Here is a 17,642-nt window from a genome sequence, read left to right on the forward strand (position 1 = left end):
ATAGCGGAGACTAATTACGTAGACTCCTGCGGGATTAGCGCGAGCCGAAAATCCACTTTGCAACGTGGTCTTCTTTGCAAAGTTAGTTGAGGCCGTGCCCGCGGAAAGCGAAGTAATTAGTCGGAGCATTGCCAATAGACATCAAACATTTCAAAATAACTACTTGGCTTAACGCAGTCATTGCACTGATTTTATACTTTCTTAACTTATAAAAAACATTAATTTAATTTTTCTGTATCAATTATAATCATGTCCTCACCAACCTTTTTAATAGCACTCCAACGAATCTTTGTTTCCTCTCCTTCTTTTTTTAATCCAAACCATTTATAATTTGGTATAATAAATGATTCAATTTGTCCTGTAGTTTCATTTATTTCTAAATCCGTTTGACCAAGTATTCCTAAACGTGACCCTTCATTTACATTTACAATCTCCTTACCACTTATATCTTTATAGCGCATAAAAATATCTCCTCCAATCAAGCTTTATAACATATATATGCACAAAAAAAACACCTATGTTTCCATAGGCGAACAGCTTGTAGAGAATCTACCATTTATAGCCGAAAGTGAAAATCGAAAATCACCTTGCTCCAACAGACATGGAACAGAAAAAGATGCTTTGCCAACTAGCTGCTATAGCTACGTATATGCCATTTCTCAGATGCTTGACAAGCAACTTCTTTCCGTTCCATTTCTCTTTTGTATAAAGTGAAACTTCAATCCGTGGGGGTTTTGTTTTATCCCACACGGATTGTTAGTACCACAAGGATATGACCTAAAGGCCTTTGAACCATCGGACATTTACCGGCAGTCGATCCCCAATTACCAAAAGTGTCTCACTTTATTGCTTGAAGTGGTGGTATTACTGCCAAGTTATATGCGGGAAAAAATAATAATACTTTTTTCTAGTAAGTTAATTCTCAGTATCTGGAGCAATTAAGGCTATAGAAGGAGACTGCTGGAATATACTATCCATCACTTGATGGATAGAAGCATGCGAAACTTCATCAATCACCTGAACCATCTCATCTAAGCTACGATGCTGCTGTAATATTAACTCATTTTTACCATTACGGCTCATTCTACTATTCGTACTTTCTAGACTTAATAACAGGCTACCTTTCAGCTGTTCTTTGCTATTTTGTAATTCTTTATCCGTTAAACCGTTTTTACTAAACGTAGCAATAGTTCCTTCAATTACTTCTGTTAATTTGTCTAACTGATCTTTCCCTGTACCAGCATATATAGTTAACAATCCATTATCGATAAAGGAGGAATGATAGGAAAAAACAGAGTATGCTAATCCCTGTTTTTCACGGACATCCTGAAACAGTCGGGAACTCATACTTCCACCTAGAACGTTATTCATAATAATTAAACTATAAATATTTTCATCATCAACTGCCAAGCCATTATATCCCATACAAAGATGCGCCTGTTCTGTATCTTTTTGTCGTATCAGCTTTTCACTTACAAATGCTGGTTTTGTAAGTAAGGATGGTGAATGGTCTGTTTGATAATTACCAAAATAACCTTCTACCGCCTCGAGATAAGATGAATCCACATTACCCGCGATCGAGATTACTACATTTTGAGGAGTATATCTTTCTTTCATATAATTTCTTAATTCATCAGGTGTAAAGGATTTTACATGATCCATCGACCCTAAGATTGGAAAACCTAGAGGATGATTTCCATACGAAGCTCTTGCTAAATAGTCGTGCACGATATCATCTGGAGTATCTTCGTACATTTTTATTTCTTCATACACAACTTTCTTTTCTTTTTCCATTTCTTCTTCATCAAATGTTGAATTAAAAAACATATCTGCAAGAATCTCTAATGCTTTATCCTTATGTGTATCTAATACTTTTGCATAAAAGCAGGTATATTCCTTAGATGTGAAAGCATTTACTTGTCCACCTATTGCATCAAATTCTTCAGCAATATCTTGAGGTGAACGGTTTATTGTACCTTTGAAGAACATATGCTCTAAAAAATGTGAAATACCATTATTCGCTATTGATTCATTTCGTGAACCTGTCAATACCCATATACCTACTGTTACAGATCTTACAGCAGGAATAGGTTCTAATACTACGCGTAAGCCATTTTTACAAGTATGTTTTTCTATCAATGCATTTCCTCCTATGTGTGTAGATAATACATACCAATGCTACCTTTTTGCATCTAAAAGCTTTTCTATTGTACTAATTTTTAAGTCTTTATCTTTTATGGAAGTTATAAGCGAATTTAATCCTCGTTCAGTAGCAGCAGTTGGATGCATTAATACTGTCGCACCTGGATGAATCTTTTCATTTACTCGATTAAGCATAACAGAAACAGAAGGGTTCTTCCAATCAATTGTATCTACCGTCCAGAGAATGGTGTTCATATGTAATTGATGACTCACTTTCACTACTTGATCATTAAAACTTCCGCTTGGCGGTGCAAACCATTTTGGACTACTACCAATAATTGCCTTAATAATATCATTCGTTTGAACGATCTGATCAACTATGCTTTGATAATTCATTTTTGCCATATCTGGATGATTATACGCATGATTACCAATAACATGTCCTTGTTCATGGATCATTTTAACGAGATCTGCATGTTTTTTAGCCCATTTTCCTTCTATGAAAAATGTAGCCTTTACATTATGATCCTTTAACGTAGATAATATGTCTGGAATATATTCTTCCCCCCACGATACATTTATTAAGAAAGCCACCATTTTTTTCTTCGGATGACCACGATAAACTGGTGATGCTGGAAGGTCATCCAACGAAACTTCTGGAGATACTTGATCATACACCAATAAGGATTCGTCAAAAGTACCAGTTTCTTTCATTTTTTTATAAGATTTGTCAATATTTACTTTCAAACCATTTCTTCCTGGTGTTTTTTTCCAGACGTTATCAATATATGCATCTTCAGGTGATTCATTATACTTCTCAGCTTTCATTTCTATCTCCTTGTATAATGAATCCTCTGTTTTTACTGCTTCCATTATTTCAGATGTTTCTGTAATGGTAACAGGACTCTTTTGTATATCAAAAGTCAAACCGACTAAAATGATAAATACAAAGAAATGGATCATATGACGGAATCGGTGCATAGCTAAGTCCCCCTTTGCTTTCATTTATATGAAAGGAAGGGACAAGGTATGATTAATTTGCCAAACGTACCAGTTGTTTGACAGAATAATAATAGCAAAATAAAAAGAAACTGGTACGCCAGCTTCTTGTTTAAGACTCTTATGATTTTGATTTTTCAGCTGCTTCTTTACGTTCACGTTCTTCTTTTATAACAGCTTTTCTAGAAAGATTAACTCTCCCTTGATGATCAATTTCTTTTACTTTCACCATAATTTCATCACCAATGGAAACAGCATCTTCTACTTTATTTGTTCTTTCCTCTGCCAGTTCAGAAATATGCACTAAGCCATCTTTTCCTTTAAATAATTCAACAAATGCACCAAATTTTTCAATTCGTTTTACCTTACCAAGATACATTTGACCGACTTCAACTTCTCTCACTAAGTCTTCGATGATTTTTTTGGCTTTTTCGTTCATAGTTGCGTCCGTTGATGATATAAACACACTTCCATCTTGTTCGATATCTATTTTAACGCCAGTTTCATCAATGATTTGATTAATCTGCTTTCCGCTTGGTCCTATAACATCACGGATTTTATCGGGATTAATACTCATGGTAAGGATCTTTGGAGCGTATTCAGAGAGTTCATTTTTAGGCTCCCCAATTGTCGCAAGCATGGATTCAAGTATCTGCATCCGTCCTTTTTTCGCCTGGCTTAATGCTTCTTCTAAAATCTCCTGGGATAATCCGTCGATTTTAATATCCATCTGTAAGGCTGTTACCCCCTGTGCTGTCCCAGCTACCTTAAAATCCATATCTCCTAATGCATCTTCCATACCTTGAATATCAGTTAAAATAGTATAGTCTTCTCCAGATTTAACAAGTCCCATCGCTATACCAGCAACTGGTGCTTTAATTGGTACCCCTGCATCCATCATAGCTAGTGTCGAAGCACAAATGCTGGCTTGAGATGTAGATCCATTTGATTCTAAAACTTCGGAAACAAGCCGTATCGTATAAGGAAACTCCTTATCAGAAGGAACCACTTTTTCTAAAGCACGCTCACCTAACGCACCATGACCAATCTCCCTACGTCCTGGTCCTCTAATTGGTCCAGTCTCACCAACGCTGTACTGCGGAAAATTATAGTGGTGCATAAAGCGTTTAGACTCTTCCAAATCAAGTCCATCAAGAATTTGGACATCTCCTAATGCACCAAGCGTACAAACACTTAAAGCTTGTGTTTGGCCACGAGTGAACAGACCAGATCCATGTGTACGAGGTAGAACATTAATACGAGAGGATAATGGACGAATTTCATCAATCTTTCGACCATCAGGACGTATTTTCTCTTTTGTAATAAGTCGACGGACCTCTTCTTTTACTATTTTATCAAGAACCGCTTTTACTTGTTTAATTTGGTCTTTATCTTCTTCATCATAGCCTTCGATGATCGCATCTTTCACAGCACTAATTGCTTCTTCTCTTGCATGTTTTTCTTTCACTTGAATTGCTGCTAACAATTTTTCTTTCGCTTCTGCTTCCACTTTTTCAGCAATCTCATCTTTTATTTCAAATAAGATTACTTCTTGTTTAGCTAAACCAACTGCTTGTACAATCTCTTCTTGGAACGTCACCAATCGTTTTATTTCTTCGTGTCCAAACATGATTGCTTCAAGCATTACTTCTTCAGGTACTTCTTTTGCTCCAGCTTCAACCATGTTGATAGCATCCTTAGTACCAGCAACAGTGAGTTCAATATCGCTTAGTTCTTCCTGTTCAATCGTTGGATTAATAACGAATTTCCCATCCACTCGACCAACATTAACACCAGCGATTGGTTCTGCAAATGGTATATCAGAAACGCTCAATGCTATGGATGAGCCAATCATTGCTGCGATTTCTGATGGACAATCTTGATCCACACTCATGACTGTACTAATTACTTGAACCTCATTACGGAATCCATCCGGAAATAAAGGTCGGATAGGGCGATCAATTAATCGAGAAGAAAGGATTGCTTTTTCGCTTGGCCTTCCTTCACGCTTGATAAATCCTCCAGGTATCTTCCCAACTGCATACAAGCGCTCCTCATAATTTACAGTAAGCGGGAAAAAAGGTAAATCTTTTGGTTCACTTGATGCCGTTGCTACGGATAACACAGCAGTATCGCCATAGTGAATCATACATGCACCATTTGCTTGTTTTGCTAATTCTCCTATTTCGACGGTAAACTTCTTACCGGCAATTTCTGTAGAAAATAGGTGTTTGTCATCTGCCATTAGTTATAGTACTCCTTTCAATAAACATTCTACCACTCATTTTATAGTTTATAAGCATGATTGTAAATTTTATGTAGGTAAAAAAGTGGAACTTCATAAGAACGGCTCATTACCAAATGACATGCTCTTCCAATGTAGAAAAAAAAGCAGGATTTCTCCTGCTTTTTAAATCTATCGGCGTAGGCCAAGATTTTTAATTAATTCACGATAACGAGTAACGTCTTTTTTACGAAGATAGTTAAGTAAATTACGACGTTTACCAACCATTTTCAAAAGACCACGACGTGAATGATGGTCTTTTTTGTGAACACGTAAATGTTCATTTAGTGTTGTAATTTCTTCAGTAAGTACAGCAATTTGTACTTCTGGAGAACCAGTATCACTCTCATGAATTTTGTATTCATTGATAATTTCATTCTTACGTTCTTGTGTAATAGCCATCTGGCTCACCTCCTAATAATCTTTTTAGCCCCATTCCCCTAGCAATCGTCGGAGTTACGTATTGCCAAGCGATGGTTTTACGTTTTTAATCGTACACTTTTTTTCAGGAAAATGCAAGAGGATTGATCAACAATTCTTAGCGAAATAATTGCGAATTTTCACCTCATCCTCTGCGATTTTCTTAATAAGCTGTGCGGCTCCAGCAAATTTTTGTTCTTCTCGAATAAATGCATGAAATTCCACAAGAAGCTCATCACCGTAGAGATCATTGTTATAATCAAATATGTTCACTTCAAGGACAGGCTCTAGCAAATCTGGTGTAAAGGTTGGATTCACTCCAAGGCTCGCCATACCCTCATACCTTTCATTTTTATAGATTATTTTCACCGCATAGACACCGGTTTTCGGCAACAGTGCATCACGATTTGTGTCGATATTCGCTGTTGGGTAACCCAACGCTTTTCCTCTCTGTTCCCCTTTAATAACAATACCATCTACGATTAATGGTCTGCCTAAGAGTTCATTCGCCTTTTCTATCTGACCTTTTTTTAAGCATTCCCGTATTCTTGTTGAGCTAATTTTCTCATTATCTAGTTCTACTTTGCTAATCGTAGTATACGAAAATGCATCAGCCGCATGCTCTTTAATCGTTTCCATATTTCCTTTCCCTTTATGTCCATAGGAAAAATCAAACCCTGCTACAACATGCTTTATATTCAATCCCTTTATAAAATGATCTATAAAACCTTGAGGAGATAAAGAAGCTAATGCTTTATTAAATTTAATAATATAGAGTCTATCTACTCCAAGCCGCTTCAGAATTTCCTTCTTTTCACGTAATGGTGTTATGTATTTAACGTGTTGCGCATCTTTTTTTAATACAACAGAAGGGTGAGGAAAAAAAGTGATAACTGCGCTTTCCATATTTCTATTTTTTGCTTCAGATACAGCTGTTTGGATCACCCGCTGATGTCCACAATGTATTCCGTCAAAAAAACCAATGGCTGTTACGGTTTCTGGTAGCTCGTTAAAAACTAATGCATGTGGATACTCTAATTCAAATGTTCGCATATTGCTTCACCTACACTTTTATTATCTGCTAAAAACACGAATTGGCTTCATCATTTCAGGGTTGTCAGGATGGATCTGATAGACTGCCAACAATTCATCCTGATACATTACTGTAAATGGATTTGTCGTTAATTTATACGTGTACTGCAGTTTTTGACCATGGAGTACTTTCTGTTTTGTATCTCGATCGACACGTAAGCAATCAAGATGTAAAAGTCCTTGTTCGATCGGCTGCAGAAGATCGGCTTCCTTCTTATTTCTGACCGCCTCCTCTATTGTAGCAAATGTCACGGTATTTTTCTTTGAAAAAGCACCGGTTGCCTCTCTAGTTAACTCAGCCATATGTGCAGGGTAACCCAATGCTTTTCCAATATCCACACATAGAGTTCTAATGTACGTTCCTTTCGAGCAGATCACTTTGAAAGAGATTGTATCTTGCTGTTGCTCATCTTCAGAAAGTTGCATGAGCTCATAGATATATACATGTCGTATTGGTCTTTCAACTGTCTCATTAGCGCGTGCATATTCATAAAGCTTCTTACCATTTACCTTAACAGCAGAATACATGGGGGGAACTTGTTCGATTTTCCCTAGAAATGAGGGTAATACTTCTTCTATTTGTTGCACATTTGGACGATATACTACCTCTTTCTCCTCGATGACTCTTCCTGTTGCATCCTCTGTATCTGTTGCTTGTCCGAGTTTTAACTTGGCAATATACGTTTTTTTAGTATCCGTTAAAAAAGGAACAATTTTGGTTGCTTGTCCAATACAAATAGGCAGTACCCCTTCAACATCCGGATCAAGGGTACCTGTATGACCTACTTTTTTGGTATGAAATAATTTACGTATTTTAAAGACGCAATCATGAGATGTCAAGCCTTTTGGCTTCCACAATGGCAGGATTCCATCCATTTAAAAAACCTCCGTTTATTTTCTGTACATGAAGGGAAAAATCTGACCTATTTATAAATAGGTCAGATTTTTGCAATCATCACTTATTCAAATCCCTAAGGATTGTTTCAATTCGATTACCATATTCATAAGCCTCATCAAACTCAAACATGAGTTCAGGTGTTTTTCGTAACCGAATACGATGGCCAATTTCTGATCGAATAAAGCCCTTGGCCTTCGCTAAACCTAGTAATGTATCTTGCTTTTGCTTTTCATCCCCAAGAACAGATATAAATATTTTTGCTTGTTGTAAATCTCCAGTAACCTCAACATCCGTTACAGTAACAAAACCTACTCGAGGATCTTTGATTTTTCGAGTAAGAATTTCACCTAATTCCTTTTTCATCTGTTCGGCTACTCTATTTGCACGTAAATCAGCCAATTCAATCACCTCATGTATAACTCCTTGCAGAACAAGAGACTTTAAATTCGTTCTACTTCGGTAATAGTTCGCTCAAGTTCAGTATATGAATCAATTACGTTTATTACTCCTTGAATTATCTGTTCCGCATGCTTCTGCTCATTGGAAATAGTAACAATTCCAAGTTTCGTTCGCTGCCAAAGATCATGATAATCCAATTCAGTAACTGCAACATTATAGTCATTTTTTAATTTTGCAATTAAACGCTTAATGACAGAACGTTTCTGCTTTAACGAATTCCCTTCATACATCATGCACTCAACTTCAGCATAAATGATCATGTACGCTCAATTTCCTCCATTACAAATGCTTCAATAATATCGCCTTCTTTAATATCATTAAAGTTTTTAATCGTTACACCACACTCATAATTCTGTGCCACTTCCTTCACGTCATCTTTAAAGCGTTTTAGGGCAGCTATTTCACCTTCAAATAATACTACTCCATTACGAATTAAGCGTACTCCAGCATCTCTTGTAATCTTACCATCAGTTACATAGCTTCCAGCAATGGTACCAATTTTAGATACCTTGAATGTTTCTCTTACTTCCGCTTGACCAATAACCTTTTCTTCAAACTCAGGATCAAGCAGCCCTTTCATTGCTGCCTCTACTTCTTCAATTGCTTTATAAATGACACGATGTAAACGAACATCTACTTTTTCTGACTCAGCAGCTTTTTTCGCATTCGCATCTGGACGAACATTAAAGCCAATTACGATAGCATTAGATGCTGCTGCTAGGATAATATCAGACTCAGTAATGGCACCAACACCGGTATGAATAATTTTAATATTTACTCCCTCTACTTCAATTTTTCGTAACGAAGAGGCAAGTGCTTCCGCAGAACCCTGTACATCTGCTTTAATAATAATGTTTATTTCCTTCATATCTCCTTGTTTGATTTGTTCAAACAAGTCATCTAGACTAACCTTCGTTTGTTCACCACGATTTTCTTGTATTTGCTTTTGCTGACGTGCTTCACCAATTTGACGAGCTTTTTTCTCATCTTTAAATACAAGAAATTGATCACCAGCTTGCGGAACATCATTCAAACCAGTTATTTCTACCGGTGTAGACGGTCCAGCATTGTTAACTCGCTTACCTAGATCGTTAACCATTGCACGTACTCGTCCATGTGTATTACCTACAACAATCGAATCACTAACATGCAATGTACCATTCTGGACTAATAATGTAGCAACAGAACCTCGTCCTTTATCAAGCTGTGCATCAATCACAGTACCAAATGCTGTTGTATGTGGATTTGCCTTTAGTTCTTCTACTTCTGATACGAGAACGATCATTTCGAGTAGTTCGTCAATACCTTCACCCTTTATAGCTGAAAGATTAACAAAGATCGTATCTCCGCCCCAATCTTCAGGAATTAATTCATATTCTGTGAGCTCCTGCATAACCCGATCTGGGTTTGCGCCTTCTTTATCCATCTTATTAACTGCTACTATAATTGGAACTTCTGCAGCTTTTGCATGGTTAATTGCTTCAACAGTCTGTGGCATAACTCCATCATCAGCAGCAACTACTAAGATGGCTACGTCCGTTACTTGAGCACCTCTTGAACGCATACTTGTGAAAGCGGCATGACCAGGAGTATCGAGAAATGTAATTTTCTTGCCATCGTTTTCAACCTGATACGCACCAATATGCTGTGTGATCCCACCTGCTTCCCCGGCAGTCACTTTCGTATGGCGGATAGAATCTAATAACGTCGTTTTCCCATGGTCCACATGCCCCATTATCGTTACAACAGCTGGTCTTTCAATTAAATCCTCTTGCTTATCTTCCTCAATATACTTATCGAAATCCGTATCCTCAAGGATAATTTCCTTTTCAACTTCTACATCGAATTCAGCGCAGATTAATTCAATAGTATCATCATCTAAATCTTGGTTTTTCGTTGCCATTACGCCAAGGAACATTAGCTTTTTAATAATTTCTGACGCTTCTTTATTTAATTTCTCGGCCAATTCACTTACCGTTAGCTTATTATGATAGGTAATGTGTTTAGGTGTCTCCTTTTTAACTGGTTGTGAATTCCCAACGGGCTTATTTCCTTTACCCTTTTTACCTTTTTTACCTTGAAATTTTTGCTGTTTATTTGGTTTGTTATTATTCTGATGGTTCTTTTTGTTTTGTTGTGGAGAATTATGATTGGATTTCCCTTTGTTCTCCTTCTTACCTTTATGTTCCGTTTTATCGCTACGTTGTTCCGCTGACTTGTCGGATTTCATTGAAGCCTGTGATTTATTATCTGACTTAAAATGATTATCTAGTTTCGCTATAACATCTGAAGAAATAGTAGACATATGGTTACTAACCTCTACATTAATCCCTTTCAAAAATGTCACTACATCCTTACTTGATGTATTATTTTGTTTTGCATATTCATATACACGCATTTTACTCATACGTTCACCCCCGAATTTATTACCCGAGTAACGATTTGAACTTCGCAGCAAACCCTGCATCTATAATTGCAATGGCTACTCTTTGGGCTTTGCCAATAGCTTTCGATATCGTATCTCTGTCGTCCACTATGACATATGGAATTTCATAGGTTTTACATTTATCCGTTAATTTTTTTCGTGTTTGCGGACCTATATCGTTCGCTAACAATACTAGTTTTGCCCGATTGGATCGAATTTCTTTAAGTATTGCATCTTCACCAAGTACACACTTACCTGCTCGATGAGCAAGACCTAACAAATTTAAATAATTACTTTTCATGATTCTTACCTGTTATCAGCGCTTTAAGTTCTTCAAATATGCTAGCATCGATGTCAGCATTTAAATGGCGACTAAGGACACTTGATTTTTCTGCCTTTGCAATAACATCCAAATCCTTTGATACATATGCGCCTCTTCCATTTTTTTTACCAGTGGGGTCTACAAACACTTCCCCTTCCTTATTACGCACAACTCGAATTAAATCTTTTTTTGGCATCATTTCATTTGTTACTACACATTTACGTGTAGGTATCTTTCTTTGTTTTGTCATTTAATGATCCCCCTTATTCAAACAAGCTTTCCTCATTGTCGGAATAAGTCTCATCCGCTTCATCCAATAAGCCTTCATCACGTGCTTCGGACTCACTTTTTATATCAATTTTCCATCCAGTGAGCTTAGCAGCAAGTCTCGCATTTTGACCACGCTTGCCAATAGCTAATGATAATTGATAGTCAGGAACAATGACAGTTGTCGCTTTTTCCTCTTCATTCACTAATACTTCAACAACTTTAGATGGGCTTAACGCATTTGAAACATATACTGTTGGATCTTCAGACCATTCTACTACATCAATTTTTTCTCCTTTTAATTCGTTTACAATTGCTTGCACACGCTGGCCTTTTTGTCCAACACATGAACCTACCGGATCAATTTCTGGATCTGGCGCGTAAACAGATATTTTAGAGCGGTCTCCTGCTTCCCTAGCAACGGACTTGATTTCGACAATGCCGTCATAGATTTCTGGAACTTCCATTTCAAATAATCGTTTTAATAACCCTGGATGTGATCTTGAAATATAGATTTGTGGGCCTTTGCTTGTATTTTCAACCTTTGTCACAAAAACCTTGATTCGGTCATGAATATAATATTCCTCCGTTGGCATTTGTTCAGCCTCAGCAAGTTTAGCTTCTATTTTTCCAAGGTTCACATAAACGAAGCGTGCGTCCTTTCGTTGAATAATTCCCGTCATTACATCTTCTTCACGGTCTGAATACTCTGAGAAAATCACACCTCGCTCTGCCTCGCGAACACGTTGTGTTACGACCTGTTTGGCGGCTTGGGCAGCAATCCTTCCGAAGTCTTTTGGTGTTACCTCTACCTCTACGACATCGTCAACCTGATAATTAGGATTAATTTTCTTTGCCTCTTCTAATGATAACTCTTGCTGTGTATCTTCTACTTCATCGACAACCGTTTTTCTAGAGAAAACGCCCATTTTCCCAGTTTCTTCATTTAGTTCCACACGTACGTTTGTAGCTGATTTAAAGTTTTTCTTATATGCAGAAATCAAAGCAGCTTCTAACGCTTCCAATAGAATGTCCTTATCAATACCTTTTTCTTTTGCTAAATAATCAATTGCATCAAACAATTGCGTGCTCACTTTTCTTTTCCCCCTTTAGAACGTTACAGCAAGTCTAGCCTTTGCTATTTTACTATACGGTATTTCTACTGTTAATTTGCGTGTTTTCACCTTATATTCTATCGTTAGCACATCATCTACAAAACGCTTGAGAACTCCTTCATATGACTTCTCGCCATCTACGGGCTCATATAGCTTTACATAAATATTGCTATTTATATGTTTCTCGAAGTCCTCTTTTGATTTTAATGGACGTTCTACTCCTGGAGATGATACTTCCAAAAAGTAAGCTTCCGATATTGGATCGGTTTCATCTAACTTTTCACTCAACTCTTCAGACACTTCTCCACATTCTGAAATATCTACTCCGCCATTTTTATCAATATAAACTCGAAGGAAACGATTTTTTCCTTCTTTCACATACTCAATATCGACAAGCTCTAAGTTCTTTTTCTCTAGAATAGGTAGAACTAGCTCTTCCGTTGTCTTAATTACTTGAGAACTCAATACATATCCTCCTTTATGCTGTTGTTTACTTACTAGTATGAACAAATCATTCCTATTTCATTTGAGTGAACTGCCTCCATCAATATAAAACCCCTGCCGTAAGGAGTGGCAAGGGAAGTCATTGAGCAAAGTAGAGGTATGAAGAAAGAGTGGGCTGTCACCCACTCTTTAAAAACGTTCGTATCATTACTTACCAAAATAAGTATATCATATGGATAAATACGACGCAAGTTTACGTGCATGTAGGAATAGTATATCCATTACAACCTCCAAATAAACTTAAAATGGAGAAGCTCAGCCAACAGAATTACACTAGAATAGTGATAATTGGTTTTTCTCAGCCATTCCTTCTAAACAGCCGTGATTATCCAAATACTCCAAAACTGTTTTTGAAATTTTGCTACGTTCTCTTAAATCTTCTTTTGACAAAAATTCTCCTTCTTCTCTAGCCTTTACAATATTTATTGCAGCATTAGTACCCAATCCATCCACAGCATTAAATGGAGGAATGAGCGCATCACCATCTACAATAAATTCAGAAGCACTCGATTTATATAAATCCACTTTTTTGAATGAAAAGCCTCTTTCGCACATTTCTAATGACAATTCGAGTACGGTTAGTAAATTCTTTTCTTTAGGCGAAGCATCATTTCCTTTTGCTGTGATCGTCTCAATACGATTACGTATCGCATTAGAGCCTTTGATCATTGTGTCCAATTCAAAGTCATCTGCACGCACCGTGAAGTAAGCGGCATAAAAGAAAATCGGATGATGAACTTTAAAATATGCGATTCGCACTGCCATTAACACATATGCAGCAGCATGTGCTTTAGGGAACATATATTTAATTTTTTTGCATGATTCAATATACCAGTCTGGTACATCATGTTTTTTCATTTCAGCAATCCAATCATCTTGAAGCCCCTTACCTTTACGAACAAATTCCATGATCTTAAACGCTAGCGAAGCATCAAGTCCTTTATGCATTAAATACACCATAATATCATCGCGGCAACCAATTACATCAGGTAACTTACAAATACCATCATTAATCAATTCTTGAGCATTTCCTAGCCATACATCTGTACCGTGAGACAGTCCCGATATAATTACCAATTCTGCAAACGTATTAGGCTTCGTATCTTCTAGCATTTGCCGAACAAACTTTGTTCCAAATTCTGGAACTCCTAATGTGCCCGTCTTACAATTAATTTGTTCTGCGTTAACCCCAAGTGCTTCTGGTCCTGAAAATATAGTCATCACATCAGGATCATCCGTTGGTATTGTTTTCGGATCAATTCCGCTAAGATCTTGAAGCATTCTAATTACTGTCGGATCATCGTGTCCGAGAATATCTAACTTTAATAAATTATCATGGATAGAGTGAAAGTCAAAATGTGTCGTTCGCCATTCACTATTCCGATCATCTGCTGGAAATTGAATTGGAGTGAAATCAAATATTTCTTTATCATCTGGCACAACAATGATACCACCTGGGTGTTGCCCAGTTGTACGCTTCACTCCTGTACATCCTTGCACTAATCGATCTACTTCCGCATTTTTATAAACAAGTTGTTTATCAGATGCAAAACCTTTCACATACCCATAAGCAGTTTTTTCTGCAATCGTACCAATTGTCCCAGCTCGATAAACATTATCTACTCCGAACAGCTCTTTTGTAAAATTGTGAGCACGGGGCTGATAATCACCTGAGAAGTTTAAATCAATATCTGGAACCTTATCTCCTTTAAATCCTAAGAACGTTTCAAATGGTATGTCTTGACCATCCTTCGTTAATGGCTTATCACAATTTGGACATGTTTTATCAGGTAAGTCAAAACCACTACCTACAGAACCATCCGTTATGAATTCATTATAATGGCAAGCTTCACATACATAATGTGGAGGTAAAGGATTGACTTCAGTTATTTCTGTCATTGTAGCCACAAAGGAAGAACCAACAGAACCACGTGATCCAACTAAATAACCATCATCTAACGATTTCTTAACCAGTTTATGAGAAATCAAATAGATAACTGCAAAACCGTGACCAATAATGCTTTCCAATTCCTTTTCCAAACGATTGGTTACAATCTCTGGAACTGGATCACCGTAAATTTTTTTCGCACGCGTGTAACACAAATCTCTCATTTCTTGATCAGCGCCTTCAATCGTTGGTGTGAATAATCCATCCTTTACTGGGGAAATGTCTTCTATCTCCTCAGCAATCATAGCCGAATTAGTAACTACAATTTCCTTCGCTTTCGCTTCTCCTAAAAAGTGAAAAGCTTTCAGCATCTCATTTGTTGTACGGAATGGTGTTTTAGGTAATGTTACTCGATTTAATGGATTTCCTGCTTGTGAAGCAACTAAAATTTGGCGATATACCTGATCATGATCATGAAGATAATGGACATTTCCAGTTGCAACTACTCGCTTTCCGATTCTGTCGCCTAACTTTACTAGTTTCTTTAAAATATCTAAGATCTGTGCTTCGTTTTGCACAAGGTCCTTCTCGATTAAATGGGTGTAATTAGCAGGTGGCTGCACTTCTATATAATCATAAAATTCCGCTACACTTTCCGCCTCTTCTTCGGACTTCTGCATGATTGTCTCAAATACTTCACCTTGATCACATGCTGAACCAATTAATATACCTTCCCGATACTTTTGTAATAAAGATCTAGGAATTCGAGGAACTCGATAGAAATAATCAATGTGTGCATGAGATACTAATTTATATATATTCTTTAAACCCTCTTGAGTCTTCGCAAGTAAAATACAGTGAAAAGGACGTGATCGTTGATATGCATTTCCTTCACCCATGTGATTATTTAATTGATTATGATTCGTAATTTCTTTTTTTAGTAATGCTTGCACTAACTTCCATAACAAATAACCTGTTGCCTCTGCATCATAAATAGCTCGGTGATGTTGAGTAAGCTCAATATCAAGATGTTTACATAACGTATTTAAACGATGATTTTTCAATTGTGGGAATAAAAATCTAGCAAGCTCTAATGTATCAATGACAGCATTATCTGCTTTGTTATAATTTATTTTCTTAAATCCTTGGTTTAAGAATCCCATATCAAAACTAGCATTGTGAGCTACTAATATATCGTTCCCCATCCAGCTATGAAAATCTTTTAATACATCTTCCACCTCAGGTGCATCTTGTACCATCTCATCCGTAATTCCTGTTAAATCTGTAGTTGTCTGAGACAAGGGATGATGTGGATTAGCAAAAGATTCAAATCGATCAACGATCTCACCTTGATGAATTTTCACAGCAGCTAATTCAATGATTGTATCATATACTGCCGAAAGACCCGTTGTTTCCACGTCGAATACAATGTATGTGCCTGTCTCTAAGTCAAGATTCTTTTCATTATAGGCAATTGGCACGCCATCATCTACTAAATTTGCTTCAACACCATATAACACTTTAATTCCATTCTTTTGGCCTGCTGCATAAGCATCTGGAAAGCCTTGTACACCTGCATGATCTGTAATAGCAACTGCTTTATGACCCCATTTTGCAGCTTGTCCAATCAAATTTGCTGGCGATACGACTGCATCCATCTGGCTCATTGTTGTATGAGCATGTAATTCCACTCTTTTTTCTTCATCCGGCGCATCATCCATACGAGGTGCTACTTTCACTTCCTGAATATCATTAGCCATCATGGCCAATTCATTCGTATACATGTCCGTTTGTATACTCCCTCTCGCCTTAATCCACATCCCCTTTTTAGCTGCTTCAAATTTCTCTGCATCCTCATCGCCTTTGGAAAACATTTTGATTTGAAGAGAATCGGAATAGTCGGTGGCCTTGATTATCAGCAAGCTTCTACCAGAACGTAGCTTACGTATTTCGGATGAAAATATATAGCCCTGAACGGTTATTCGCCGTTCCTCTTCTTGGATTTCTTCCATTCTTATCGGTTCATCCTGAATTTTATATCCAAGCATAAGTGGCTTATTATCATTTTGTCCGTTGTTCTGATCCCGCTTTTCTTTTTCTTGTACGGTTTTTAGTACTAGCTGTTGATCCTCTAAAGCTTTTTGTTCCTTAAATTTCTGGAAATCAGCTTCCTCCGTCTTTACTTCCATTTGCATTGCATACAACGGTAGCCCAGTTTTTTGGCAATAACTTTTAAAGGTTGTTTCAAGTCGTTTTTTCAGTGCAGTGGCTTCAGCTTCATTCCTAGCTGTTAAAATGATGTTATTATTTTGAATTTGAGGAATTTGATTTTGCACCATTTCTTTATATGCTGGAGACAAATTTGTAAGTGACTGTATAAAGTGCTGCCAATATTTTACTGTCGTATCCGTATCACAAGATTTTTCATTCGTAACAATAGAAATGTCTACCTCTGCAATTTGTTGGAAGCTGTTACGCAGTTTACTTTCAAACACTTGGTATACTTCCCACGGTAGCACTTGTTCTGTATTAATATGAAAATGCCATGTTTTAGACTGTTTATACACTTCCAATTTATCTAAATAGCTATTCTCAAAATATGGGAGATGCTCCTGAGTAATATCCAATTGTTTTAAAAGTACATCCATCTTTTCTTTTTTAGAGATATTCATTTTCATCCTCCTACCCCTCACCCTTACTAGAAAGAATAACCTTCAGGAAGGGATCATTCATCTCATACATTAATTATAGTGAACCATCACTGTATTGACCAATCATTCATTTTTACATAGTGGAAACCCTTGCCAACACTTATTTGACAAGGGTT

15 protein-coding genes are annotated in these 17,642 nt (G+C 37.0%); all 15 read right to left on the reverse strand.

The genetic code is table 11. The features are described 5' to 3' along the window. Positions 1–218 precede the first annotated feature (218 nt). The gene (locus ABDZ84_RS12920) at positions 219–461 is read right to left on the reverse strand and encodes a YlmC/YmxH family sporulation protein (RefSeq protein WP_026680942.1); all 243 of its coding nucleotides are present in this window, start codon (positions 459–461) and stop codon (positions 219–221) included. A gap of 454 nt (positions 462–915) precedes the next feature. Next, a complete protein-coding gene (locus ABDZ84_RS12925) occupies positions 916–2,139 on the reverse strand; it encodes a M16 family metallopeptidase (protein WP_026680941.1) in 1,224 nt (407 codons plus the stop codon). Between the two features lie 39 nt (positions 2,140–2,178). Beyond that, positions 2,179–3,123 carry a polysaccharide deacetylase family protein gene (locus tag ABDZ84_RS12930; RefSeq protein ID WP_026680940.1) on the reverse strand — a complete coding sequence of 315 codons (945 nt, stop codon included), beginning with the start codon at positions 3,121–3,123 and terminating at the stop codon, positions 2,179–2,181. 139 nt (positions 3,124–3,262) lie between these two features. Beyond that, positions 3,263–5,386, reverse strand: a complete 2,124-nt coding sequence (pnp, locus tag ABDZ84_RS12935; protein WP_026680939.1) for a polyribonucleotide nucleotidyltransferase — start codon at positions 5,384–5,386, stop codon at positions 3,263–3,265. Positions 5,387–5,557: 171 nt separating this feature from the next. Then, positions 5,558–5,827, reverse strand: coding sequence for a 30S ribosomal protein S15 (gene rpsO, locus ABDZ84_RS12940; RefSeq protein ID WP_026680938.1), 270 nt, complete (start codon positions 5,825–5,827; stop codon positions 5,558–5,560). 126 nt (positions 5,828–5,953) lie between these two features. Beyond that, positions 5,954–6,898, reverse strand: coding sequence for a bifunctional riboflavin kinase/FAD synthetase (locus ABDZ84_RS12945; protein WP_166529878.1), 945 nt, complete (start codon positions 6,896–6,898; stop codon positions 5,954–5,956). A gap of 21 nt (positions 6,899–6,919) precedes the next feature. Beyond that, entirely contained in the window at positions 6,920–7,813 is an 894-nt protein-coding gene (gene truB / locus ABDZ84_RS12950; RefSeq protein WP_026680936.1) for a tRNA pseudouridine(55) synthase TruB, read from the reverse strand. Between the two features lie 79 nt (positions 7,814–7,892). Then, a complete protein-coding gene (rbfA, locus tag ABDZ84_RS12955; RefSeq protein ID WP_026680935.1) occupies positions 7,893–8,234 on the reverse strand; it encodes a 30S ribosome-binding factor RbfA in 342 nt (113 codons plus the stop codon). Positions 8,235–8,275: 41 nt separating this feature from the next. Continuing rightward, positions 8,276–8,554, reverse strand: coding sequence for a DUF503 domain-containing protein (locus tag ABDZ84_RS12960; protein WP_026680934.1), 279 nt, complete (start codon positions 8,552–8,554; stop codon positions 8,276–8,278). Continuing rightward, positions 8,551–10,701, reverse strand: coding sequence for a translation initiation factor IF-2 (gene infB / locus ABDZ84_RS12965; RefSeq protein ID WP_026680933.1), 2,151 nt, complete (start codon positions 10,699–10,701; stop codon positions 8,551–8,553). Before infB ends, ABDZ84_RS12960 begins: the two co-directional genes overlap by 4 nt. 19 nt (positions 10,702–10,720) lie before the next feature. Beyond that, positions 10,721–11,020 (reverse strand): YlxQ family RNA-binding protein, encoded by a 300-nt coding sequence (locus tag ABDZ84_RS12970; protein ID WP_026680932.1) that lies wholly within the window; start codon positions 11,018–11,020, stop codon positions 10,721–10,723. Next, on the reverse strand, positions 11,010–11,291 hold the full coding sequence (gene rnpM / locus ABDZ84_RS12975) for an RNase P modulator RnpM (protein WP_026680931.1): 282 nt from the start codon (positions 11,289–11,291) through the stop codon (positions 11,010–11,012). The genes ABDZ84_RS12970 and rnpM overlap by 11 nt, the downstream gene beginning before the upstream one ends. 13 nt (positions 11,292–11,304) lie before the next feature. Further along, the gene (gene nusA, locus ABDZ84_RS12980) at positions 11,305–12,402 is read right to left on the reverse strand and encodes a transcription termination factor NusA (protein WP_026680930.1); all 1,098 of its coding nucleotides are present in this window, start codon (positions 12,400–12,402) and stop codon (positions 11,305–11,307) included. A 15-nt stretch (positions 12,403–12,417) separates the two neighbouring features. After that, the gene (rimP, locus tag ABDZ84_RS12985; protein ID WP_026680929.1) at positions 12,418–12,888 is read right to left on the reverse strand and encodes a ribosome maturation factor RimP; all 471 of its coding nucleotides are present in this window, start codon (positions 12,886–12,888) and stop codon (positions 12,418–12,420) included. A 312-nt stretch (positions 12,889–13,200) separates the two neighbouring features. Beyond that, entirely contained in the window at positions 13,201–17,487 is a 4,287-nt protein-coding gene (locus tag ABDZ84_RS12990; protein ID WP_205388601.1) for a PolC-type DNA polymerase III, read from the reverse strand. Positions 17,488–17,642: the final 155 nt, after the last annotated feature.

This window comes from Virgibacillus salarius (assembly GCF_039521925.1).
Classification (GTDB): Bacteria; Bacillota; Bacilli; order Bacillales; family Amphibacillaceae; genus Virgibacillus; species Virgibacillus salarius.

What these genes read in the sequence shown, in the direction of transcription:
- ABDZ84_RS12930 (WP_026680940.1), bottom strand. Translation starts at nt 3,123, where the DNA reads ATGCACCGATTCCGTCATATGATCCATTTCTTTGTATTTATCATTTTA.
- rpsO (WP_026680938.1), bottom strand. Translation starts at nt 5,827, where the DNA reads ATGGCTATTACACAAGAACGTAAGAATGAAATTATCAATGAATACAAA.
- ABDZ84_RS12960 (WP_026680934.1), bottom strand. Translation starts at nt 8,554, where the DNA reads ATGATCATTTATGCTGAAGTTGAGTGCATGATGTATGAAGGGAATTCG.
- infB (WP_026680933.1), bottom strand. Translation starts at nt 10,701, where the DNA reads ATGAGTAAAATGCGTGTATATGAATATGCAAAACAAAATAATACATCA.
- ABDZ84_RS12990 (WP_205388601.1), bottom strand. Translation starts at nt 17,487, where the DNA reads ATGAATATCTCTAAAAAAGAAAAGATGGATGTACTTTTAAAACAATTG.
- ABDZ84_RS12970 (WP_026680932.1), bottom strand. Translation starts at nt 11,020, where the DNA reads ATGAAAAGTAATTATTTAAATTTGTTAGGTCTTGCTCATCGAGCAGGT.
- rnpM (WP_026680931.1), bottom strand. Translation starts at nt 11,291, where the DNA reads ATGACAAAACAAAGAAAGATACCTACACGTAAATGTGTAGTAACAAAT.
- pnp (WP_026680939.1), bottom strand. Translation starts at nt 5,386, where the DNA reads ATGGCAGATGACAAACACCTATTTTCTACAGAAATTGCCGGTAAGAAG.
- ABDZ84_RS12945 (WP_166529878.1), bottom strand. Translation starts at nt 6,898, where the DNA reads ATGCGAACATTTGAATTAGAGTATCCACATGCATTAGTTTTTAACGAG.
- truB (WP_026680936.1), bottom strand. Translation starts at nt 7,813, where the DNA reads ATGGATGGAATCCTGCCATTGTGGAAGCCAAAAGGCTTGACATCTCAT.
- ABDZ84_RS12920 (WP_026680942.1), bottom strand. Translation starts at nt 461, where the DNA reads ATGCGCTATAAAGATATAAGTGGTAAGGAGATTGTAAATGTAAATGAA.